The organism is Enterobacter cloacae subsp. cloacae ATCC 13047 (genome assembly GCF_000025565.1).
GTDB lineage: Bacteria > Pseudomonadota > Gammaproteobacteria > Enterobacterales > Enterobacteriaceae > Enterobacter > Enterobacter cloacae.
Map to the genome: position 1 here is coordinate 975080 of NC_014121.1, position 23060 is coordinate 998139.

Consider the following 23060-nt stretch of genomic DNA (forward strand, 5'->3'; position numbering starts at 1 on the left):
GAAACATGAAAAAAACCACATTAGCAATGAGTGCACTGGCTCTGAGTTTAGGTTTAGCGCTGTCTCCTCTGACTGCTACTGCAGCCGAGACCGCGTCATCGGCAGCAACCGCGCAGCAGATGCCAAGCCTGGCACCGATGCTCGAAAAAGTGATGCCATCGGTGGTGAGTATTAACGTTGAGGGCAGCACGACCGTCAATACGCCGCGTATGCCGCGTAACTTCCAGCAGTTCTTCGGCGATAACTCGCCGTTCTGCCAGGACGGTTCGCCATTCCAGAGTTCTCCGTTCTGTCAGGGCGGTGGCGCAGGGGATGACGGCCAGGGCGGCGGCCAGCAGCAGAAATTCATGGCGCTTGGCTCGGGGGTTATTATTGATGCCGCGAAAGGGTATGTCGTTACCAACAACCACGTGGTGGATAACGCCAACAGCATTAAGGTTCAGCTGAGCGACGGGCGTAAATTTGACGCCAAAGTGGTGGGCAAGGACCCACGCTCTGATATCGCACTGATCCAGATTCAGGATCCTAAAAACCTGACGGCGATTAAAATTGCCGACTCCGACGCGCTGCGTGTCGGTGACTACACCGTGGCCATCGGTAACCCGTTCGGTCTGGGCGAAACCGTGACCTCGGGGATTGTTTCAGCGCTGGGCCGTAGCGGTCTGAACGCGGAGAACTATGAAAACTTCATCCAGACGGATGCGGCGATCAACCGCGGTAACTCCGGCGGTGCGCTGGTGAACCTGAACGGTGAGCTGATTGGTATTAACACTGCCATCCTGGCACCGGACGGCGGCAACATCGGTATCGGTTTTGCTATCCCAAGTAATATGGTGAAAAACCTGACCGCGCAGATGGTGCAGTACGGCCAGGTGAAACGCGGTGAGCTGGGTATCATGGGTACTGAGCTGAACTCTGAGCTGGCGAAAGCGATGAAAGTTGACGCCCAGCGCGGCGCGTTCGTGAGCCAGGTTATGCCTAACTCCTCCGCAGCAAAAGCGGGGATTAAAGCCGGGGATGTGATCACCTCCCTGAACGGTAAACCGATCAGCAGCTTTGCCGCCCTGCGTGCCGAAGTGGGCTCAATGCCAATTGGCAGCAAAGTTACCCTTGGCCTGCTGCGTGACGGTAAGGCGGTTAACGTGAGTCTGGAGCTGCAGCAGAGCAGCCAGAATCAGGTTGATTCCAGCACCATCTTCAGCGGTATTGAAGGGGCGGAGATGAGCAACAAAGGTGCAGATAAAGGCGTGGTGGTGAATAACGTGAAAGCGAATTCCCCGGCAGCCCGTATCGGCCTGAAAAAAGGTGATGTGATTATGGGTGCTAACCAGCAGCCAGTGAAAAACATCGCTGAACTGCGTAAAATTCTCGACAGCAAACCATCCGTGCTGGCGCTGAATATTCAGCGTGGTGATACCTCTATCTACCTCCTGATGCAGTAAACCTCGTAAGCCCCTGCGTGATGTAAGCAGGGGCTTTTTTGTTTCTGTGACCCTTCCCACAAGTCCATACTTCACTGCCTGATTTTGTGCATTCGCACAATGCGACCGTAACCGAACTCCCCTATGCTTGAGCTCTGCTCACAGGAGGGTTACATGGCTGGCTGGCATCTTGATACCAAAATGGCGCAGGATATCGTGGCGCGCACCATGCGCATCATCGATACCAATATCAACGTAATGGATGCCCGCGGGCGCATTATTGGCAGCGGCGATCGCGAGCGTATTGGGGAATTGCACGAAGGTGCACTGCTGGTGCTTTCCCAGGGGCGGGTCGTGGATATCGATGATGCCGTGGCGAAACACCTGCACGGCGTCCGTCAGGGCATCAATTTACCGCTGCGTCTTGAAGGGGAAATTGTTGGCGTAATAGGCCTGACCGGTGAACCCGAATCACTGCGTAAATATGGCGAGCTGGTCTGCATGACGGCGGAGATGATGCTGGAGCAGTCGCGCCTGATGCACCTGCTGGCCCAGGACAGCCGTCTGCGCGAAGAGCTGGTGATGAATCTGATTCAGGCAGAGGAGCATACGCCTGCGCTGAGCGAGTGGGCGCAGCGTCTGGGTATTGACCTGAACCAACCGCGCGTCGTGGCGGTGATTGAGGTGGATAGCGGCCAGCTGGGGGTCGATAGCGCGATGGCTGAATTGCAGCAGCTACAAAACGCGCTGGCAACGCCGGAGCGCGACAATCTGGTGGCGATTGTATCCCTGACGGAAATGGTGGTGCTCAAGCCGGCGCTTAATGCGTTTGGTCGCTGGGATGCGGAAGATCACCGTCGTCGTGTGGAGCAGTTAATTTCCCGTATGAAAGAGAATGGTCAGCTGCGTTTTCGCGTCGCCCTGGGGAATTACTTTACCGGGCCTGGCAGTATCGCCCGCTCATGGCGTACGGCGCGTACCACGATGATGGTGGGTAAACAGCGAATGCCGGAAAGCCGCAGCTATTTTTATCAGGATCTGATGCTGCCGGTACTGCTCGACAGCCTGCGCGGTGGCTGGCAGGCCAATGAGCTGGCGCGTCCGCTCGCGCGCCTGAAAGCGATGGACAACAATGGCCTGCTGCGCCGGACGCTACAGGCGTGGTTCCGGCATAACGTGCAGCCGCTGGCGACGTCGAAAGCGCTGTTCATTCACCGCAACACGCTGGAGTATCGGCTCAACCGGATTTCGGAGCTGACAGGGCTGGATCTGGGAAGTTTTGACGACAGACTGCTGCTGTATGTGGCGTTACAGCTGGATGAACAGCGATGATGCTGTTTGCCGGGTGGCGGCTTCGCCTTACCCGGCCTACATGATGGTTTTCTCCCTCTCCCTGTGGGAGAGGGCCGGGGTGAGGGCATCAGGCCGCACCCAACTTATTTGTTACGCGTTAATTTCTCAAGATCCGCTTCAATCTCGCTGATCTTATTAGTCACAACGCTTTCAAGGTGACGCAGATCGTCAAGGATCTTACGCTTGAGATCGACTTCGGTACGGTCGCGCTGGCAGATCTGATCGAGTTCATCGATCACATAGCGCAGATTGGGGCTGATTTCCTGAACCTCTTTGTATCCCTGTCCTACACCGTCTGCGACGACGGTCTTACGCTGGCGTGGATATTTAAACTTCACGCTCTTGGCGAAAAACTCTCCTTTGTCCTTGTGAAAATAGATTTTTAAAATGTCGTTGTTGGCTTCCTGGCGAAGGCTGTAACGATCAATTTCATCAGGATTGGTAATGCCCAGACTTTTCAGATTATCGTACATAGCGGTACCCTTGATCTCAACATAACCTTTGAATAATTAACGAAAAAATCTATTTTCGCCACCCTCAGATATGAAAAAAGCGGGGTTGCCCCCGCTTTTTGTTATATCCGATTAATCGATGGTGCGCAGCAATTCGTTGATGCCCACTTTACCGCGGGTTTTCGCGTCCACTTTCTTCACGATAACCGCACAGTACAGGCTGTACTTACCATCTTTAGACGGCAGGTTGCCGGAAACAACCACGGAGCCTGCCGGAACACGGCCGTAATGGATTTCGCCGGTTTCACGGTCATAAATACGGGTGCTCTGACCGATGTAAACGCCCATAGAGATTACTGAGCCTTCTTCAACGATCACGCCTTCTACCACTTCAGAGCGCGCGCCGATGAAGCAATTGTCTTCGATGATGGTTGGGTTAGCCTGCAGGGGTTCCAGTACGCCACCGATGCCGACGCCGCCGGACAGGTGAACGTTTTTACCGATCTGCGCGCAGGAGCCCACGGTAGCCCAGGTATCCACCATGGTACCTTCGTCTACATAGGCACCGATGTTTACGTAGGATGGCATCAGTACGGTGTTACGGGCGATGAACGCGCCCTGACGCACCGCAGCAGGTGGCACTACGCGGAAGCCTTCTTTCTGGAAACGCGCTTCGTCGTAATCAGCGAATTTCATTGGCACTTTATCGAAGTAGCGGCTTTCAGCTCCGTCGATAACCTGGTTATCGTTGATACGGAAAGAGAGCAGCACGGCTTTCTTCAGCCATTGATGAGTGACCCACTGACCGTCGATTTTTTCTGCTACACGCAGCGCGCCGGAATCCAGCAGAGAAATCACCTGGTTAACCGCTTCGCGGGTAACGGTATCCACATTTGCCGGGGTAATCTCGGCGCGACGCTCAAAAGCGGACTCAATAACGTTCTGTAACTGCTGCATTGTTTACTCTTTCCATTTCACTAAAAAACACGTCACCCTTTATCGTTTGGATTGAGGGCTGCTGTCAACCGTTGTTGCACTTCAAGTTGCAGGTCATTATTAAGGGCACGCCGGTCCGCTGTTGCGATTATAAATAAATCTTCTACTCGCTCGCCAATGGTTGTAATTCGGGCCCCGTGAAGCGAAATTCCCAGATCGGCAAAGACCTGGCCGACGCGGGCGAGCAGACCTGGCTGATCCAGCGCAATGAGCTCCAGGAACGATTTACGATCGGTGTGGGTTGGCAGGAAATTGACCTCGGTATCGACGGTAAAGTGGCGCAGTTTAGCGGGCTGACGACGCGGCTGCGGCGGCTGCCAGCTGCGCTGAGTGATGGCCTGCTCCAGACCAAAACGTATCCCCTCATGACGATCCGACGACAGCGGGCTGCCGTCCGGCTCCAGCACAATAAAGGTGTCCATCGCCATGCCGTCCCGGGTGGTGAAAATCTGCGCGTCGTGCACGCTCAGGTTTCGTCTGTCCAGTTCAGCGCATACCGCAGCAAACAGATAAGGGCGGTCCGGGCTCCAGATAAAGATCTCGGTACCACCGCGCGTCGCCTGCGGGCTGAGCAGGATCATCGGCTGCGACAAATCATGCTGCAGCAGATGCCGCGCATGCCAGGCGAGCTGGTTTGGACTGTGACGGACAAAGTAGTTGGCACGACAGCGGGCCCAAATCTGATGCAACGCCTCTTCATCAATGTTGTCCATCCGCAGCAGGGCCAGAGCCTGCAACTGATGGTGGCGCACGCGCTCGCGCATGTCGGGCGTGTTTTGCATTCCGCGGCGCAGCTGTTTTTCGGTCGCAAAGTACAGTTCACGCAGCAGGCTCTGCTTCCAGCTGTTCCACAGCGTTTCGTTGGTGGCGCAGATATCGGCCACCGTCAGGCAGACCAGATAGCGCAGACGGTTTTCTGTTTGTACCTCTTCTGCAAACTGCTTGATCACTTCAGGGTCCTGAATGTCACGACGCTGTGCGGTGACCGACATCAGCAGGTGATGGCGCACCAGCCAGGCCACCAGCTGTGTTTCACGTGAGTTCAGACCGTGCAGTTCGGCAAATTTCAGCACGTCCTGCGCGCCGAGCACCGAGTGGTCACCGCCGCGACCTTTGGCGATATCGTGGAACAGGGCGGCAATCAGGATCAGCTCCGGATGGGTCAGCCGTGGCCACAGCTCAACGCACAGCGGGTGGCGGGAGCGCGTCTCTTCTTTCGCAAAACTCTCCAGCTTGAGCATGACGCGGATCGTGTGTTCATCCACCGTATAGGCATGGAACAGATCGAACTGCATCTGCCCGACAATGTGCGACCATTGCGGCATATAGGCCCACAGTACGCTGTGACGGTGCATTGGCAGCAGTCCGCGACTGACGGCGCCCGGATGGCGGAGCATGCTCAGGAACAGCGAACGCGCTTCCGGGATATAGCACAGCGGCTGCGTCAGATGGCGGCGCGCATGGCGCAAATGGCGCAGGGTGGTGGAGTAGATCCCGGTGATCGTGCTGTTGCGGACCATGGTATAGAACATCCGCAGGATCGCTTCCGGCTCGCGCATAAACAGCGTTTCGTCGCGCAGATCGATAAGCGTACCGCGTAGCTGAAACTCGTCATCAATGGGGCGCGGTTTTTCGTCGGCCGTCAGCGCCAGAATAGCTTCGTCGAACAGCTGCAATAGCATCTGGTTGAGTTCGGTAACGCGTCTGGTCACGCGGAAGAAATCCTTCATCATGTGCTCAACCGGTTCGTTACCCTCACCGCTGTAGTGAAGGCGCTGGGCCACGCTGAGCTGGCGGTCGAACAACAGACGGTTATCGTAGCGATTAAGTTCAAGATGAAGGGCAAAACGAATGCGCCACAGTAGATGCAGACACTCGTTGAGCTCGTTTCGCTCGGCCTCGGTTAAAAAGCCAAAACCCACCATTTCATCCAGCGAGGTGGCGCCAAAGTGGCGACGGGCTACCCACTGTAATGTGTGGATATCGCGCAGGCCGCCGGGGCTGCTTTTGATATCCGGTTCAAGGTTATAGCTTGTGCCGTGATAGCGCTGGTGGCGCTGATTTTGTTCCTCGACCTTAGCGGCGAAGAACTTTTCTGATGGCCAGAAGCCGTCGCTGAAAATGTGTTTTTGCAGTTCCAGGAACAGCGCGACGTCGCCGATCAGCAGGCGGGTTTCAATCAGGTTGGTGGCAACGGTCAGATCTGATAGTCCCTCCAGCAGGCACTCTTCCAGGGTGCGTACGCTGTGGCCGACTTCCAGTTTCACATCCCAGAGCAGCGTCAGCAATTCGCCAATCTTCTGCGCCTGTTCGTCCGGCAGCTTTTTGCGGCTTAAGATCAGCAGGTCAATATCGGAAAGCGGATGCAGCTCACCGCGGCCATAGCCCCCGACGGCAACCAGCGCCACGTCGCTGACCTGCCCGAACCCGTACTCAATCCACAGGCGTTGCAGAAGCTGGTCAATAAATTCGGTACGCGCTTCAATGAGCTGTTCGGCGGAAATGCCCGCATCAAACGCGCTTCCCAGCCAGCGCTGGAAGACATCCATATGGGCTTTGATGCCGGCACAGCTCAGCTCGTGCTGCGGCCAGACGCCCGGGTTATCGGGCTGGTCGGGGAGGGTGGGAAGTGCTGTGTTAGCATACTGTTCGGGTAATAGATTACTCATCGTGTGCCACCCATAAGAAAAAGCTATCGCCATTAAAAAAGCCGGCATTTGCCGGCTTTTTTATCATTCATCGTGCGTCAGTATTGCCGGGATGGTGTCATCCTTGCGCAACGTCATAATTTCGCAGCCGTTGTCTGTTACCACAATAGTATGCTCGTACTGTGCAGACAAGCTTCTGTCTTTGGTTTTCACCGTCCAGCCATCTTTCATGGTACGGATACGGTAGTCACCCGCGTTGACCATCGGCTCGATGGTGAAGGTCATCCCTTTTTGCAGCACCACGCCGCCGTCATCCGCATCGTAGTGCAGAACCTGCGGCTCTTCGTGGAAGACGCGGCCAATGCCGTGGCCACAATATTCGCGAACCACGGAGAAACCTTCCGCTTCGACAAACTTCTGGATAGCGGCACCAATGGTGCGCAGGCGAATGCCCGGTTTCACCATCTTCAGCGCCAGGTAGAGGCTCTCCTGCGTCACTTTACACAGGCGCTCACCCAGGATGGTTGGCTTGCCCACGATAAACATCTTCGAGGTGTCACCGTGGTAATCATCTTTAATGACGGTGACGTCGATGTTGACGATGTCGCCATCTTTCAGCAGTTTTTCGTCATCCGGAATACCGTGGCACACCACTTCATTTATAGAAATGCAGACGGATTTCGGGAAACCGTGGTAGCCGAGGCAGGCGGAGACCGCGTGCTGCTCGTTAACGATATAGTCGTTACAGATGCGGTCCAGTTCGCCGGTGCTGACGCCCGGTTTCACGAACGGCTCGATCATTTCCAGCACTTCCGCGGCCAGACGACCGGCGACGCGCATCTTTTCAATTTCTTCAGGGGTCTTAATAGAGATAGCCATGTAATCTGTCCATCGGTGTCGATTTTTTCGACAATACTAGTCTAAGTACCGTCAATGGTATCAGTCAGGCGCACCCCGTGCCAAACTGAGAATCATTAACAGCACACTACGCCAACAATTATTGGTTTCTGGTCGTGATTTGTGGTATAAAGCGCGCCGGACTTCCGATCCATCTCAGATACACAGGCTGGACGGGAGCGATATATCTCACTTTGTGTAACAACACACACGTATCGGCACATATTCCGGGGTGCCCTTCGGGGTCGGTAATATGGGATACGTGGAGGCATAACCCCAACTTTCAATATAGAGGTTTTAAACATGGCAACTGTTTCCATGCGCGACATGCTCAAGGCTGGTGTTCACTTCGGTCACCAGACCCGTTACTGGAACCCGAAAATGAAGCCTTTCATCTTCGGCGCGCGTAACAAAGTTCACATCATCAACCTTGAGAAAACTGTACCAATGTTCAACGAAGCCCTGGCTGAGCTGAACAAGATCGCTTCCCGTAAAGGTAAGATTCTGTTCGTTGGTACTAAGCGCGCTGCAAGCGAAGCTGTGAAAGATGCTGCTAACAGCTGCGACCAGTTCTTCGTGAACCATCGCTGGTTGGGCGGCATGCTGACCAACTGGAAAACTGTTCGTCAGTCCATCAAGCGCCTGAAAGATCTGGAAACCCAGTCTCAGGACGGTACTTTCGACAAGCTGACTAAGAAAGAAGCGCTGATGCGCACTCGTGAGCTGGACAAGCTGGAAAACAGCCTGGGCGGTATCAAAGATATGGGCGGCCTGCCAGACGCGCTGTTCGTAATCGATGCAGACCACGAGCACATCGCAATCAAAGAAGCTAACAACCTGGGTATCCCGGTATTCGCTATCGTTGATACCAACTCCGATCCGGACGGTGTTGACTTCGTTATCCCGGGTAACGACGACGCAATCCGTGCTGTTAGCCTGTACCTGAGCGCTGTAGCTGCTACCGTTCGTGAAGGCCGTTCCCAGGATCTGGCTTCTCAGGCGGAAGAAAGCTTCGTAGAAGCTGAATAATAAGGTTTCACCCCTTATTAGTACCGTGTATGAATAGGGGCCCATTATCGGCCCCTTTTTTCAATTTATACTGTTTGGCCGCAGGCCGGGCAGTTCACATCTCCCGAGGATTTAAGAATGGCTGAAATTACCGCATCCCTGGTAAAAGAGCTGCGCGAGCGTACTGGCGCAGGCATGATGGATTGCAAAAAAGCGCTGACTGAAGCGAACGGCGACATCGAGCTGGCAATCGAAAACATGCGTAAATCCGGTGCGATCAAAGCAGCTAAAAAAGCAGGCAACGTTGCTGCTGACGGCGTGATCATCACTAAAATCGACGGCAACTACGGCATCATTCTGGAAGTTAACTGCCAGACTGACTTCGTTGCTAAAGATGGTGGTTTCCAGGCATTTGCTAACAAAGTTCTGGACGCAGCTGTTGCTGGCAAAATCACTGACGTTGAAGTTCTGAAAGCACAGTTCGAAGAAGAACGTGTTGCGCTGGTCGCTAAAATCGGTGAGAACATCAACATCCGTCGCGTAGCTTCCCTGGAAGGCGACGTTCTGGGTTCTTACCAGCACGGTGCGCGTATCGGTGTTCTGGTTGCGGCTAAAGGCGCTGACGAAGAGCTGGTTAAACAGCTGGCAATGCACATCGCTGCAAGCAAACCAGAATTCGTTAAACCAGAAGACGTGTCTGCTGAAGTGGTAGAGAAAGAGTACCAGGTTCAGCTGGACATCGCGATGCAGTCTGGTAAGCCAAAAGAAATCGCAGAGAAAATGGTTGAAGGCCGCATGAAGAAATTCACCGGCGAAGTTTCTCTGACTGGCCAGCCTTTCGTTATGGATCCAAGCAAATCCGTTGCTCAGCTGCTGAAAGAGCACAACGCTGACGTAACTGGCTTCATCCGCTTCGAAGTGGGCGAAGGCATCGAGAAAGTTGAGACTGACTTCGCAGCAGAAGTTGCTGCAATGTCCAAGCAGTCTTAATGATGAAAAAGGAGCCGCCTGAGGGCGGCTTCTTTTTGTCACCCGTCAGACGAAAATCAGACAGGATCCCGTATCGCTGTGCTGGTATGCGACATACTATGTCGCCAGAATTAACCCCCATCTTAATCGTTGACAGTCTCAGGAAAGAAACATGGCTACCAATGCAAAACCCGTGTACAAACGCATTCTGCTTAAGCTGAGTGGCGAAGCGCTGCAGGGATCGGAAGGCTTCGGTATTGACGCAAGCATTCTCGACCGCATGGCACAGGAGATCAAAGAACTTGTCGAACTGGGTATTCAGGTCGGCGTGGTCATTGGCGGTGGCAACCTTTTCCGTGGTGCTGGTCTGGCGAAAGCGGGGATGAACCGCGTTGTGGGCGACCATATGGGTATGCTGGCAACCGTGATGAACGGTCTGGCAATGCGTGATGCGTTGCATCGTGCCTATGTGAATGCCCGCCTGATGTCCGCTATTCCTTTGAATGGCGTTTGCGATAACTACAGCTGGGCAGAAGCGATCAGCCTGCTGCGCAACAACCGCGTGGTGATCCTCTCCGCCGGTACGGGTAACCCGTTCTTTACAACCGATTCCGCTGCCTGCCTGCGCGGTATCGAAATCGAAGCCGACGTGGTGCTGAAAGCAACCAAAGTGGATGGCGTGTTTACCGCCGACCCGGCAAAAGATCCCTCTGCCACCATGTACGATCAGCTGTCCTACAGCGAAGTGCTGGAAAAGGAGCTGAAAGTGATGGATCTTGCCGCCTTCACGCTGGCTCGCGACCACAAACTGCCGATCCGTGTCTTCAATATGAATAAGCCTGGCGCACTGCGCCGCGTGGTCATGGGCGAAAAAGAAGGCACATTGATCACGGAATAATTTCCGTCGGCGATAAATACAGGTAAGATTCCGCTTTATTTTGAAGTGGTATCTTACCCGGACGCGCCATTGGCGTTGCCATGAATTAAACGCGACTATACTTAGCACACCTGTAGCACTGTGCTGGCGGATAGTCTGCCTGAGACAAGTTTTCAAGGATTCGTAACGTGATTAACGACATCAGAAAAGATGCTGAAGTACGCATGGAAAAATGCGTAGAAGCGTTCAAAACCCAAATCAGCAAAATCCGTACTGGCCGTGCTTCTCCAAGCCTGCTGGATGGCATCATCGTAGAGTACTACGGTACGCCTACCCCTCTGCGCCAGCTGGCGAGCGTGACCGTAGAAGATACCCGTACGCTGAAAATCAACGTGTTCGATCGCTCTATGGGCCCGGCGGTTGAGAAAGCGATCATGGCATCTGACCTCGGTCTGAACCCAAGCTCTGCGGGTGCTGATATCCGTGTTCCACTGCCTCCGCTGACCGAAGAGCGTCGTAAAGACCTGATCAAAGTGGTGCGTGGCGAAGCTGAGCAGGGTCGTGTTTCCGTGCGTAACGTCCGTCGCGACGCTAACGATAAAGTGAAAGCGCTGCTGAAAGAAAAAGAGATCAGTGAAGATGACGATCGTCGTTCACAGGACGACATTCAGAAAATGACTGACGCTGCCATCAAGAAAATTGATGCGGCGCTGGCAGATAAAGAAGCGGAACTGATGCAGTTCTGATTTCTGTCTTACACTGATAAACGCCGTTCAGAGGGACTTCGGGTCTTGCTGGCGGCGTTTTGCTTTTATCTGGTCTAACTTTTTTCGGGCATCTCATGAAGCATTTAACTCTCCTTGGCTCAACCGGATCTATCGGTTGCAGCACTCTCGACGTTGTACGCCACAACCCTGCGCTTTACACCGTGACAGCACTGGTGGCCGGGAAGAATGTGCAGCGAATGGTCGAGCAGTGTCTGGAGTTTACGCCCCGCTATGCGGTAATGGATGACGAAGAGAGCGCCCGCCAGCTGAAAGCCGCTCTGCAAGAGAAGGGCAGTCGTACTGAGGTTCTGAGCGGGCAGCAGGCTGCCTGTGAGATGGCCGCGCTGGATGAGGTCGATCAGGTGATGGCCGCCATTGTTGGCGCGGCCGGGTTGCTGCCGACGCTGGCCGCCATCGATGCCGGTAAAGATGTTCTGCTGGCGAATAAAGAGTCGCTGGTGACCTGCGGACGCCTGTTTATGGAGGCGGTTAAGCAGCGCGGAGCACGACTTTTGCCGGTCGACAGCGAGCACAACGCCATTTTTCAGAGTTTACCGCAACCTTTTCAGCAGAACCTGGGGTACGCTGACCTGGAGCAGAATGGGGTTGTATCGATTTTGCTTACCGGGTCTGGTGGCCCGTTCCGTGAAACGCCACTGTCTGAACTGAGCGCAATGACGCCGGATCAGGCGTGCCGTCATCCGAACTGGTCAATGGGGCGTAAGATCTCCGTTGACTCTGCCACTATGATGAACAAAGGTCTGGAATACATTGAAGCTCGCTGGCTGTTTAACGCGTCGGCGAAACAGATGGAAGTGCTGATCCACCCGCAATCGGTGATTCACTCGATGGTGCGCTATCAGGACGGCAGCGTGCTGGCACAGCTGGGAGAGCCGGATATGCGTACGCCAATTGCACATGCAATGTCATGGCCTGAACGCGTGAAATCTGGCGTGAAGCCACTCGATTTTTGCAAGCTGAGCTCCCTGACGTTCAGTGAACCTGACTACGATCGTTATCCGTGTCTTAAGCTTGCAATGAATGCCTTTGACCAGGGGCAGGCGGCGACGACGGCACTCAATGCAGCCAATGAAATTACCGTTGAAGCATTTCTGAATCAGCAGATCCGTTTCACCGATATCGCTATGCTGAATTTGTCGGTACTGGAGTTGATGGATCTGCGCGAACCTCAAAGCGTGGAAGAGGTGCTGGCGGTAGATGAGCAGGCTCGTATTATTGCGCGCAAACAGGTGACACGTCTCGCAAGCTGGTGATAAAGCAAGCACTAGTCGTCGTGCTATTTGTTAGCGTTGGGCTTCGGTGATATAGTCTGCGCCACCTGATCGCAGGTATTTGACTTTAAGTGGTCAGGTAAGCCGTGGTTTGACACGGCTTTTTTACGTATAGGCTTCAGTATTCCTGAGTACCGTTAAATCCTTTTCAGGGACTAAAAACGCGTTATGTTGTCTGCGAATCAACCAATAAGCGAAAACTTGCCAGCTCATGGCTGCCGTCATGTAGCAATCATCATGGATGGCAATGGCCGCTGGGCGAAAAGACAAGGGAAGATACGAGCCTTTGGGCATAAAGCTGGGGCGAAATCTGTTCGCCGCGCCGTCTCTTTTGCCGCCAATAACGGCATTGATGCGTTAACGCTCTATGCTTTTAGCAGTGAAAACTGGAATCGACCTGCGCAGGAAGTGACTGCGTTGATGGAACTGTTTGTGTGGGCGCTCGACAGCGAAGTAAAAAGCCTGCATCGCCACAACGTGCGCCTGCGTGTCATTGGCGAAACCAGTCGTTTTAACTCACGTTTGCAGGAACGGATTCGTAAAGCAGAAGCGCTGACTGAAAATAACACGGGTCTGACGCTGAATATCGCGGCGAATTACGGTGGACGCTGGGATATTATCCAGGGGGTTCGGCACCTGGCCGAACAGGTTCAGGAAGGGTTGTTGAGGCCCGACCAAATTGATGAAGACGCGCTGAGCAAGCAAATCTGCATGAATGAACTGGCACCTGTGGATTTGGTAATTAGGACAGGGGGAGAACATCGCATAAGTAACTTTTTGCTGTGGCAAATTGCCTATGCCGAACTTTACTTTACGGATGTGCTTTGGCCCGATTTTGATGAACAAGACTTTGAAGGTGCGCTGCATGCCTTTGCCAATCGAGAGCGTCGTTTCGGCGGCACCGAGCCTGGTGGCGACAAAGCCTGATGGGGGTAGCTTTTGCTGAAGTATCGCCTGATTTCCGCTTTTGTATTAATACCCATTGTCATTGCGGCGCTGTTTTTACTGCCCCCGGTGGGATTTGCTATTGTCACGCTGGTGGTGTGTATGCTGGCCGCGTGGGAATGGGGACAGTTTAGCGGCTTTACGTCGCGCAGTCAGCGGGTATGGCTGGCGGTACTCTGTGGCTTGATCCTGGCCCTGATGCTGTTTACCTTGCCGGAATATCACCATGATATTCACCAACCACTGGTTGCCGGGTCCCTGTGGGTATCGTTGGCCTGGTGGATCGCCGCCCTTGTTTTGGTGCTTTTTTATCCAGGCTCCGCGGCGTTATGGCGCAACTCAAAAGTGCTGCGCCTTATATTTGGTCTTCTTACCATCGTGCCTTTTTTCTGGGGCATGGTGGCCCTGCGCGCCTGGCACTACGACGAAAACCACTACAGCGGTGCGATTTGGCTGCTTTATGTGATGATTCTGGTCTGGGGGGCTGACTCTGGGGCCTATATGTTTGGTAAACTGTTCGGCAAACATAAACTGGCTCCGAAGGTGTCGCCTGGTAAAACCTGGCAAGGATTTATCGGCGGCCTGTTTACGGCAGCGATTATCTCCTGGGGCTATGGCGTCTGGGCGAATCTGGACATTGCACCGTCAATACTGCTGGTGTGTTCGATTTTTGCCGCGCTGGCCTCGGTACTCGGTGATTTAACCGAAAGTATGTTCAAGCGAGAAGCAGGGATTAAGGACAGTGGACACCTGATTCCAGGGCATGGCGGGATACTGGATCGCATTGACAGCCTGACAGCGGCTGTTCCCGTGTTTGCTTGTCTGCTTTTACTGGTATTCGGGACGATTTAACGGAAGGTTTTATGCTGAGCATTCTCTGGAATCTGGCGGCGTTCATTGTTGCACTGGGTGTACTGATTACCGTGCATGAATTTGGCCATTTCTGGGTTGCTCGCCGTTGCGGTGTGCGCGTAGAGCGGTTCTCCATCGGTTTTGGCAAATCACTCTGGACGCGTAATGACCGTCACGGCACGGAATTTGTCATCGCCCTTATCCCGCTCGGTGGCTACGTCAAAATGCTCGACGAACGTGTTGAGCCTGTGGCCCCTGAGCTTCGGCACAGCGCGTTTAACAACAAAACCGTTGGACAACGTGCCGCCATCATTGCTGCCGGACCGGTAGCCAATTTCATCTTTGCTATCTTCGCTTACTGGCTGGTGTTTATCATCGGCGTTCCGGGCGTGCGTCCGGTTGTCGGTGAAATCGCCCCCAATTCCATCGCGGCGAGTGCGCAAATTACGCCGGGGATGGAACTTAAAGCGATTGATGGTATCGAAACCCCTGATTGGGATGCCGTGCGACTGCAACTGGTAGCCAAAATCGGTGATGAGCAGACCACGGTCAGCGTGTCGCCGTTTGGTTCTGACCAGCGACAGAATAAAGTGCTGGATTTGCGTCACTGGAGTTTCGAGCCAGACAAAGAAGATCCCGTCTCTGCGCTGGGGATTCGCCCACGTGGTGCGCAGATCGAACCGATATTAGCCGAAGTTCAGGCAAATTCGGCGGCGAGCAAAGCGGGTTTGCAAGCTGGCGACAGGATCGTTAAAGTCGATGGTCAGCCATTAACACAGTGGATGACCTTTGTTACTCTGGTGCGCGATAATCCGGGTACGTCGCTCGCGCTGGAAGTTGAAAGGCAGGGTAGTCCACTCTCGCTGACGCTGATCCCGGATAGCAAATCGGTCGGCAAAAAGGCAGAAGGGTTTGCAGGCGTTGTGCCTAAAGTGATCCCGCTGCCTGATGAGTACAAGACAATACGCCAGTATGGGCCGTTTAGCGCCATCCTTGAAGCCACGGATAAAACATGGCAACTGATGAAGCTGACGGTAAACATGTTGGGGAAATTGATAACCGGTGATGTGAAACTGAACAACCTCAGTGGGCCAATTTCGATAGCTCAGGGGGCTGGGATGTCAGCGGAGTTCGGGGTGATTTACTATCTCATGTTTCTCGCGCTCATTAGCGTGAACCTTGGGATCATCAACCTGTTCCCGCTTCCCGTTTTAGACGGGGGTCATCTGCTGTTTTTAGCGATTGAAAAGCTAAAAGGCGGGCCGGTATCCGAGCGAGTTCAAGACTTTAGTTATCGCATTGGCTCGATTTTGCTGGTGCTGTTAATGGGGCTTGCACTTTTCAATGATTTCTCTCGGTTGTAAGAGAGTTAGTTAGGAAGAACGCATAATAACGATGGCGATGAAAAAGTTGCTCATAGCGTCGCTGCTGTTTAGCAGCGCCACCGTATACGGTGCTGACGGGTTCGTAGTGAAAGACATTCATTTCGAAGGCCTTCAGCGTGTCGCCGTTGGTGCGGCCCTCCTCAGTATGCCTGTGCGCCCCGGCGATACGGTTAATGATGATGACATCAGTAACACCATCCGTGCTCTGTTTGCCACCGGCAACTTTGAGGATGTCCGCGTCCTGCGCGATGGTGATACGCTGCTGGTTCAGGTAAAAGAACGTCCAACGATCGCCAGTATCACTTTCTCCGGTAACAAGTCGGTGAAAGATGACATGCTCAAGCAAAACCTTGAAGCATCCGGTGTTCGTGTGGGGGAATCTCTGGACCGCACCACCCTTTCAGACATTGAAAAAGGTCTGGAAGACTTCTATTACAGCGTCGGTAAGTACAGCGCCAGCGTGAAAGCGGTGGTGACTCCGCTGCCGCGTAACCGTGTTGACCTGAAGCTGGTCTTCCAGGAAGGCGTCTCGGCGAAGATCCAACAGATCAATATCGTCGGGAACCACGCGTTCACTACCGACGAACTGATCTCCACCTTCCAGCTGCGTGACGAAGTGCCGTGGTGGAACGTGGTGGGCGATCGCAAATACCAGAAACAGAAACTGGCGGGCGACCTCGAAACCCTGCGCAGCTACTATCTGGATCGCGGTTATGCCCGTTTCAACATCGACTCGACTCAGGTGAGTCTGACCCCGGACAAGAAAGGGATCTACATTACGATTAACATCACAGAAGGCGATCAGTACAAGCTTTCGGGTGTTGAAGTAAGTGGCAACCTGGCGGGGCATTCTGCCGAGATCGAATCGCTGACCAAAATTCAGCCGGGCGATCTGTACAGCGGTTCTAAAGTAACCAAAATGGAAGACGGCATTAAAAAGCTGCTCGGCCGTTATGGTTATGCCTATCCGCGTGTGCAAACTCAGCCGGAAATCAACGACGCGGATAAAACCGTTAAGCTTCACGTTAACGTTGATGCGGGCAACCGTTTCTACGTGCGTAAGATCCGCTTCGAAGGTAACGACACCTCCAAAGATTCTGTTCTGCGTCGCGAAATGCGCCAGATGGAAGGGGCATGGTTGGGTAGCGACCTCGTTGACCAGGGTAAAGAGCGTCTGAACCGTCTGGGCTATTTTGAAACGGTTGATACCGATACCCAGCGTGTGCCGGGCAGCCCGGACCAGGTTGATGTCGTGTACAAAGTGAAAGAGCGTAATACCGGTAGCTTTAACTTCGGTGTGGGCTACGGTACTGAAAGCGGCGTGAGCTTCCAGGTTGGCGTTCAGCAGGATAACTGGCTGGGTACGGGTTACTCGGTGGGTATCAACGGTACCAAAAACGACTACCAGACCTACTCTGAGTTCTCTGTCACTAACCCATACTTCACCGTTGACGGTGTGAGCCTGGGTGGTCGTATCTTCTATAACGACTTTAAAGCAGACGACGCGGATCTGTCCTCGTACACCAACAAGAGCTACGGTGTAGACGGTACGCTTGGATTCCCGGTTAACGAATACAACACCCTGCGTGCGGGCTTAGGTTACGTGCATAACGACCTGTCCAATATGCAACCGCAGGTGGCAATGTGGCGTTATCTCGACTCTATCGGCCAGTCGGCGAGCACCTCGAGCGATAACAACGGTTTTGCGGCGGATGACTTCACCTTCAACTACGGCTGGACGTATAACCGCCTTGACCGTGGTTACTTCCCAACGGAGGGCTCTCGTGTCAACCTGAATGGTAAAGTGACTATTCCTGGTTCTGATAACGAGTTCTACAAGTTAACGCTCGATACTGCCTCGTACTTCCCGATCGATGACGATCATAAGTGGGTGGTTCTGGGTCGTACCCGTTGGGGCTATGGCGATGGTTTAGGCGGCAAAGAGATGCCGTTCTATGAGAACTTCTACGCCGGTGGTTCCAGTACCGTTCGTGGCTTCCAGTCCAATAACATTGGTCCGAAAGCGGTTTATTACGGCGGTAATGACGAAGATAATTGCGCAAGCCGGGATCCAAAACAGGTTTGTAGCTCTGATGATGCGGTAGGCGGTAACGCCATGGCCGTGGCGAGCCTTGAGTTCATCACGCCAACGCCATTTATCAGTGATAAATACGCCAACTCAGTCCGTACGTCCTTCTTCTGGGATGCCGGTACCGTGTGGGATACCAACTGGGAGAACACTGCCCAGATGCGTGCGGCAGGTGTTCCAGACTACAGCGATCCGGGCAATATTCGCATGTCTGCAGGTATCGCATTACAATGGATGTCACCGCTGGGGCCGTTGGTCTTCTCTTACGCCCAGCCGTTTAAGAAATATGATGGAGATAAGTCGGAGCAATTCCAGTTTAACATTGGTAAAACCTGGTAATTCTCCGCTGCAAAGGAATGCGTTGGCAGTGTAGCGCTGACAACCGGCGATCGGTAAAACGATCGCCTTGCCACGCAAAGAACGGTACCTTCTGGTGCCAATGGGATGGTAAGGAGTTAATTGTGAAAAAGTGGTTATTAGCTGCAGGTCTCGGTTTAGCGATGGCAACTTCTGCTCAGGCAGCAGACAAAATTGCAATCGTCAACATGGGTAATTTGTTCCAGCAGGTTGCACAGAAAACTGGCGTTTCTGCGACTCTGGAAAACGAATTCAAAGGCCGTGCAAGCGAACTGCAGGGTATGGAAAACGATCTTCAGTCCAAAATGCAGCGTCTGCAGCGTGATGGTTCTACCATGAAATCAAGCGAGCGCAGCAAACTGGAAAAAGACGTAATGGCTCAGCGCCAGACGTTCTCCCAGAAAGCGCAGGCTTTCGAGCAGGATCGTCAGCGTCGTTCTAACGAAGAGCGTGGCAAGCTGGTGACTCGCATTCAGACTGCTGTTAAAGCAGTTGCTGCCGATCAGAACATCGATCTGGTTGTTGATGCGAACGCCGTTGCTTTCAACAGCAGCGATGTTAAAGACATCACCGCTGATGTTCTGAAACAGGTTAAATAAGTAATGCCTTCAATTCGACTGGCTGATTTAGCTCAGCAGTTGGATGCAGAATTACACGGTGATGGCGATATCGTCATCACCGCTGTTGCGTCCATGCAATCTGCTAAAGCTGGCAATATTACCTTCATGGTAAGCCCTAAGTACCGTGAACATCTGGCTCAATGCCAGGCGTCGGCTGTTGTTCTGACGCAGGACGATCTTCCGTTTGCCACTGGTGCGGCACTGGTAGTGAAAAATCCCTACCTGACGTATGCTCGCATGGCACAAATTCTTGATACCACGCCGCAGCCGGCGCAAAACATTGCTGCCAGTGCAGCAATCGATCCGACGGCTCAGCTGGGTAACAACGTAGCAGTCGGCGCAAATGCCGTGATCGAGTCTGGCGTCGTACTGGGCGATAACGTCGTCATCGGCCCGGGCTGCTTCGTTGGGAAAAACACAAAAATCGGCGCCGGGACCCGTTTGTGGGCCAATGTGTCCGTCTACCACGAAGTTGAAATCGGCGAAAATTGCCTCGTTCAGTCCAGCACAGTGATTGGTTCTGACGGTTTTGGCTACGCTAACGATCGTGGTAATTGGGTTAAGATCCCGCAACTTGGTCGCGTTATCATTGGCGATCGCGTTGAGATCGGAGCCTGTACCACCATTGACCGTGGTGCGCTTGACGATACCATTATCGGCAACGGTGTTATTATCGATAATCAGTGCCAGATTGCGCATAACGTTGTGATTGGCGACAATACCGCGGTTGCAGGTGGCGTCATCATGGCAGGCAGTCTGAAAATTGGCCGTTACTGCATGATTGGCGGTGCCAGCGTGATCAATGGTCATATGGAAATATGCGACAAGGTCACCGTGACGGGAATGGGCATGGTAATGCGTCCTATCACTGAGCCAGGCGTCTATTCCTCAGGCATCCCGCTGCAACCTAACAAGGTATGGCGTAAAACAGCAGCTCTGGTGATGAATATTGATGATATGAGCAAGCGACTCAAGTCCCTTGAGCGTAAGATCGATCAACAAGACTAAGCGTTCATCTTTTTAACGCTTAATTTCCCGGCCTGTCGGCTTTCTTTTAAACCGGCAGGCCGTGTTATTATTGCTAATCAGTACATTTTGACAGGAAGAGTATTTTGACTACCGACACTCATACTCTGCATATTGAAGAGATTTTAGAACTTCTGCCGCACCGTTACCCGTTTTTGCTGGTAGACCGTGTGCTGGATTTTGAAGAAGGTCGTTTTCTGCGCGCAGTGAAAAATGTCTCCGTTAACGAGCCATTCTTCCAGGGGCACTTCCCTGGTAAACCCATCTTCCCGGGTGTGTTGATCCTGGAAGCGATGGCACAAGCTACCGGTATTCTTGCGTTTAAAAGCGTAGGCAAACTGGAGCCGGGTGAACTGTACTACTTCGCGGGTATCGATGAAGCGCGCTTCAAGCGTCCTGTCGTGCCTGGTGATCAGATGATCATGGAAGTCACTTTTGAAAAAACGCGTCGTGGCCTGACTCGCTTTAAAGGCGTAGCGCTGGTTGACGGCAAAGTTGTTTGCGAAGCGACGATGATGTGTGCTCGTAGCCGGGAGTCCTGATACGTGATTGATAAATCTGCCTTTATTCATCCTACCGCTATTGTGGAAACCGGCGCCATTATTGGTGCTAATGTCCACATTGGCCCGTTCTGTATTGTTGGTCCCCATGTCGAAATTGGTGAGGGTACAGTACTGAAATCTCACGTTGTCGTGAATGGTCATACGACCATTGGCAGCAACAATGAGATCTATCAGTTCGCCTCCATCGGCGAAGTTAACCAGGATTTAAAATATGCTGGTGAGTCGACCCGTCTGGAAATTGGCGATCGTAACCGTATCCGCGAAAGCGTCACCATTCATCGTGGAACAGTACAGGGTGGTGGGTTGACGAAGGTGGGCAGCGATAACCTGTTTATGGTTAATGCGCACATCGCGCACGACTGTACCGTAGGTGACCGCTGTATTCTTGCCAACAACGCAACGCTGGCAGGACACGTATCGGTTGATGATTTCGCAATTATTGGCGGTATGACCGCAGTCCATCAGTTCTGCATCATTGGTGCACATGTGATGGTCGGCGGATGCTCCGGTGTGGCGCAGGACGTCCCACCGTATGTAATTGCGCAGGGCAACCATGCCACGCCATTCGGCGTGAACATCGAAGGACTCAAGCGTCGTGGCTTTAGTCGCGAAGCGATTACGGCTATCCGCAACGCGTATAAGTTACTGTACCGTAGCGGCAAAACGCTGGAAGAGGCGAAGCCGGAAATTGCCGAACTGGCGGAAAAGCACCCTGAAGTGAACGCGTTCATGGAATTCTTTGACCGTTCCACAAGGGGTCTGATTCGTTAATGGTCGACAGTCGTCCGCTTACGATAGCCCTGGTCGCCGGAGAAACCTCCGGCGATATTCTTGGTGCCGGTCTTATCCGCGCGCTTAAGGCTCGCGTACCTGATGCTCGCTTTGTTGGCGTTGCAGGCCCGCTAATGCAGGCTGAAGGCTGCGAAGCCTGGTACGAAATGGAAGAGCTGGCCGTGATGGGCATTGTTGAGGTGCTGGGGCGACTGCGTCGTCTGCTGCATATCCGCGCCGATCTTACCCGCCGCTTCACCGAGCTCAAACCCGATGTCTTTGTCGGTATCGATGCGCCTGACTTCAACATTACCCTCGAAGGGAATCTGAAAAAGCAGGGCATTAAAACCATTCACTACGTCAGTCCGTCCGTCTGGGCGTGGCGACAGAAACGCGTTTTCAAAATCGGACGGTCAACCAATCTGGTGCTGGCTTTCCTGCCTTTCGAAAAAGCGTTTTACGACAAATTTAACGTTCCGTGCCGTTTTATCGGGCATACCATGGCGGATGCGATGCCGCTGGATCCGGATAAAAACGCAGCGCGTGACGTGCTGGGGATCCCTCACGATGCGCACTGTCTGGCTCTTCTGCCGGGTAGCCGTGGCGCAGAAGTAGAGATGCTTAGCGCGGACTTCCTGAAAACCGCGCAAATTCTGCGCGATACCTATCCCGATCTCGAAGTGGTTGTGCCGCTGGTGAACGCCAAGCGCCGGGAGCAGTTTGAGCGTATCAAAGCCGAGGTTGCACCGGATCTTCACATCCATCTGCTGGATGGAAAAGGCCGTGAGGCGATGGTTGCGAGCGACGCCGCGCTGCTGGCCTCCGGTACGGCAGCCCTGGAGTGCATGCTGGCGAAATGTCCGATGGTGGTAGGCTATCGCATGAAACCGTTCACCTTCTGGCTGGCCAAACGCCTGGTGAAGACGGAGTACGTTTCGCTGCCAAACCTGCTCGCCGGGCGTGAACTGGTGAAAGAGCTTCTGCAGGACGAATGTCAGCCTCAGGCGCTGGCCGATGCGCTGCTACCGCTGCTTGCCAACGGCAAGACCAGCCACCAGATGCATGATACGTTCCGCGAACTGCATCAGCAGATCCGCTGTAATGCCGATGAGCAAGCGGCTGATGCGGTGCTGGAGTTAGCAAGATGATGGAATTTATTTATCCTCACACCCACCTTGTTGCGGGTGTGGACGAAGTGGGCCGTGGCCCGTTAGTGGGCGCTGTTGTGACCGCGGCGGTGATCCTCGATCCTGCCCGTCCGATTATCGGGTTGAATGACTCCAAAAAGCTTTCAGAAAAGCGCCGACTGGCGTTATTTGATGAGATTCAGGAAAAAGCATTAGCCTGGAGCCTTGGGCGTGCTGAACCGCATGAAATTGACGAGCTGAACATCCTGCATGCCACAATGCTGGCGATGCAGCGTGCGGTGGCGGGGCTGAAAATTGCCCCGGAGTATGTTCTTATTGACGGCAACCGTTGCCCTGCATTACCAGTGCCTTCCATGGCGGTAGTAAAAGGGGATAGCCGGGTCGCGGAAATCAGTGCGGCTTCTATTATTGCCAAAGTGACTCGCGATGCTGAAATGGCCGCGCTGGATCTCACTTACCCTCAGTATGGCTTCGCTCAGCATAAAGGGTATCCTACAGCCTTCCACCTGGAAAAGCTGGCTGAACATGGCGCAACCGAGCATCACCGGCGCAGTTTTGGCCCGGTGAAACGCGCGCTGGGACTGGTGTCCTGAATCAATACGCAAGCAATTAAGTAACGCGGAA

21 protein-coding genes are annotated in these 23060 nt (G+C 53.6%); 17 read left to right on the forward strand and 4 right to left on the reverse strand.

What is annotated here, in order from left to right; translation table 11 throughout:
- Window positions 1-5 precede the first annotated feature (5 nt).
- Entirely contained in the window at window positions 6-1442 is a 1437-nt protein-coding gene (gene degP, locus ECL_RS04665) for a serine endoprotease DegP (RefSeq protein ID WP_013095648.1), read from the forward strand.
- A gap of 153 nt (window positions 1443-1595) precedes the next feature.
- Window positions 1596-2753 (forward strand): DNA-binding transcriptional regulator CdaR, encoded by a 1158-nt coding sequence (cdaR, locus tag ECL_RS04670; protein ID WP_013095649.1) that lies wholly within the window; start codon window positions 1596-1598, stop codon window positions 2751-2753.
- 104 nt (window positions 2754-2857) lie between these two features.
- Here cdaR and ECL_RS04675 read toward each other — a convergent pair whose 3' ends face one another.
- The 4 genes from ECL_RS04675 to map form a co-directional block, all read right to left on the reverse strand.
- Window positions 2858-3247 (reverse strand): DUF3461 family protein, encoded by a 390-nt coding sequence (locus tag ECL_RS04675; RefSeq protein ID WP_008501916.1) that lies wholly within the window; start codon window positions 3245-3247, stop codon window positions 2858-2860.
- A gap of 111 nt (window positions 3248-3358) precedes the next feature.
- Entirely contained in the window at window positions 3359-4183 is an 825-nt protein-coding gene (gene dapD, locus ECL_RS04680; RefSeq protein WP_013095650.1) for a 2,3,4,5-tetrahydropyridine-2,6-dicarboxylate N-succinyltransferase, read from the reverse strand.
- 32 nt (window positions 4184-4215) lie between these two features.
- Window positions 4216-6891: a bifunctional uridylyltransferase/uridylyl-removing protein GlnD gene (glnD, locus tag ECL_RS04685; protein WP_013095651.1), complete on the reverse strand. Its 2676-nt coding sequence runs from the start codon at window positions 6889-6891 to the stop codon at window positions 4216-4218.
- 63 nt (window positions 6892-6954) lie between these two features.
- Window positions 6955-7749, reverse strand: a complete 795-nt coding sequence (map, locus tag ECL_RS04690; RefSeq protein ID WP_013095652.1) for a type I methionyl aminopeptidase — start codon at window positions 7747-7749, stop codon at window positions 6955-6957.
- Between the two features lie 321 nt (window positions 7750-8070).
- Between map and rpsB the strand changes: the two genes are divergently transcribed.
- From rpsB to rnhB, 15 genes are all read left to right on the forward strand, one after another.
- Window positions 8071-8796, forward strand: coding sequence for a 30S ribosomal protein S2 (gene rpsB, locus ECL_RS04695; RefSeq protein ID WP_013095653.1), 726 nt, complete (start codon window positions 8071-8073; stop codon window positions 8794-8796).
- Window positions 8797-8913: 117 nt separating this feature from the next.
- On the forward strand, window positions 8914-9765 hold the full coding sequence (gene tsf, locus ECL_RS04700) for a translation elongation factor Ts (RefSeq protein ID WP_008501911.1): 852 nt from the start codon (window positions 8914-8916) through the stop codon (window positions 9763-9765).
- 151 nt (window positions 9766-9916) lie between these two features.
- Window positions 9917-10642, forward strand: a complete 726-nt coding sequence (pyrH, locus tag ECL_RS04705) for a UMP kinase (protein WP_003856194.1) — start codon at window positions 9917-9919, stop codon at window positions 10640-10642.
- A 167-nt stretch (window positions 10643-10809) separates the two neighbouring features.
- A complete protein-coding gene (gene frr / locus ECL_RS04710) occupies window positions 10810-11367 on the forward strand; it encodes a ribosome recycling factor (RefSeq protein ID WP_008501909.1) in 558 nt (185 codons plus the stop codon).
- Between the two features lie 95 nt (window positions 11368-11462).
- Window positions 11463-12662, forward strand: a complete 1200-nt coding sequence (ispC, locus tag ECL_RS04715) for a 1-deoxy-D-xylulose-5-phosphate reductoisomerase (protein ID WP_013095654.1) — start codon at window positions 11463-11465, stop codon at window positions 12660-12662.
- 186 nt (window positions 12663-12848) lie between these two features.
- A complete protein-coding gene (ispU, locus tag ECL_RS04720) occupies window positions 12849-13607 on the forward strand; it encodes a (2E,6E)-farnesyl-diphosphate-specific ditrans,polycis-undecaprenyl-diphosphate synthase (RefSeq protein WP_028028110.1) in 759 nt (252 codons plus the stop codon).
- 12 nt (window positions 13608-13619) lie between these two features.
- Window positions 13620-14477 carry a phosphatidate cytidylyltransferase gene (gene cdsA / locus ECL_RS04725; RefSeq protein ID WP_013095657.1) on the forward strand — a complete coding sequence of 286 codons (858 nt, stop codon included), beginning with the start codon at window positions 13620-13622 and terminating at the stop codon, window positions 14475-14477.
- Between the two features lie 11 nt (window positions 14478-14488).
- Window positions 14489-15841 carry a sigma E protease regulator RseP gene (gene rseP, locus ECL_RS04730; protein WP_013095658.1) on the forward strand — a complete coding sequence of 451 codons (1353 nt, stop codon included), beginning with the start codon at window positions 14489-14491 and terminating at the stop codon, window positions 15839-15841.
- A gap of 31 nt (window positions 15842-15872) precedes the next feature.
- Complete coding sequence (gene bamA, locus ECL_RS04735; RefSeq protein ID WP_013095659.1) at window positions 15873-18290, forward strand: outer membrane protein assembly factor BamA; 2418 nt, start codon at window positions 15873-15875, stop codon at window positions 18288-18290.
- 122 nt (window positions 18291-18412) lie between these two features.
- Window positions 18413-18907, forward strand: coding sequence for a molecular chaperone Skp (skp, locus tag ECL_RS04740; protein WP_013095660.1), 495 nt, complete (start codon window positions 18413-18415; stop codon window positions 18905-18907).
- Between the two features lie 3 nt (window positions 18908-18910).
- Window positions 18911-19936: a UDP-3-O-(3-hydroxymyristoyl)glucosamine N-acyltransferase gene (gene lpxD, locus ECL_RS04745; RefSeq protein ID WP_013095661.1), complete on the forward strand. Its 1026-nt coding sequence runs from the start codon at window positions 18911-18913 to the stop codon at window positions 19934-19936.
- Between the two features lie 104 nt (window positions 19937-20040).
- The gene (fabZ, locus tag ECL_RS04750) at window positions 20041-20496 is read left to right on the forward strand and encodes a 3-hydroxyacyl-ACP dehydratase FabZ (RefSeq protein WP_010426706.1); all 456 of its coding nucleotides are present in this window, start codon (window positions 20041-20043) and stop codon (window positions 20494-20496) included.
- A 3-nt stretch (window positions 20497-20499) separates the two neighbouring features.
- The gene (gene lpxA, locus ECL_RS04755; protein WP_013095662.1) at window positions 20500-21288 is read left to right on the forward strand and encodes an acyl-ACP--UDP-N-acetylglucosamine O-acyltransferase; all 789 of its coding nucleotides are present in this window, start codon (window positions 20500-20502) and stop codon (window positions 21286-21288) included.
- Window positions 21288-22436, forward strand: coding sequence for a lipid-A-disaccharide synthase (lpxB, locus tag ECL_RS04760; RefSeq protein ID WP_013095663.1), 1149 nt, complete (start codon window positions 21288-21290; stop codon window positions 22434-22436). The genes lpxA and lpxB overlap by 1 nt, the downstream gene beginning before the upstream one ends.
- Window positions 22433-23029, forward strand: a complete 597-nt coding sequence (gene rnhB, locus ECL_RS04765) for a ribonuclease HII (RefSeq protein ID WP_013095664.1) — start codon at window positions 22433-22435, stop codon at window positions 23027-23029. Before lpxB ends, rnhB begins: the two co-directional genes overlap by 4 nt.
- Window positions 23030-23060: the final 31 nt, after the last annotated feature.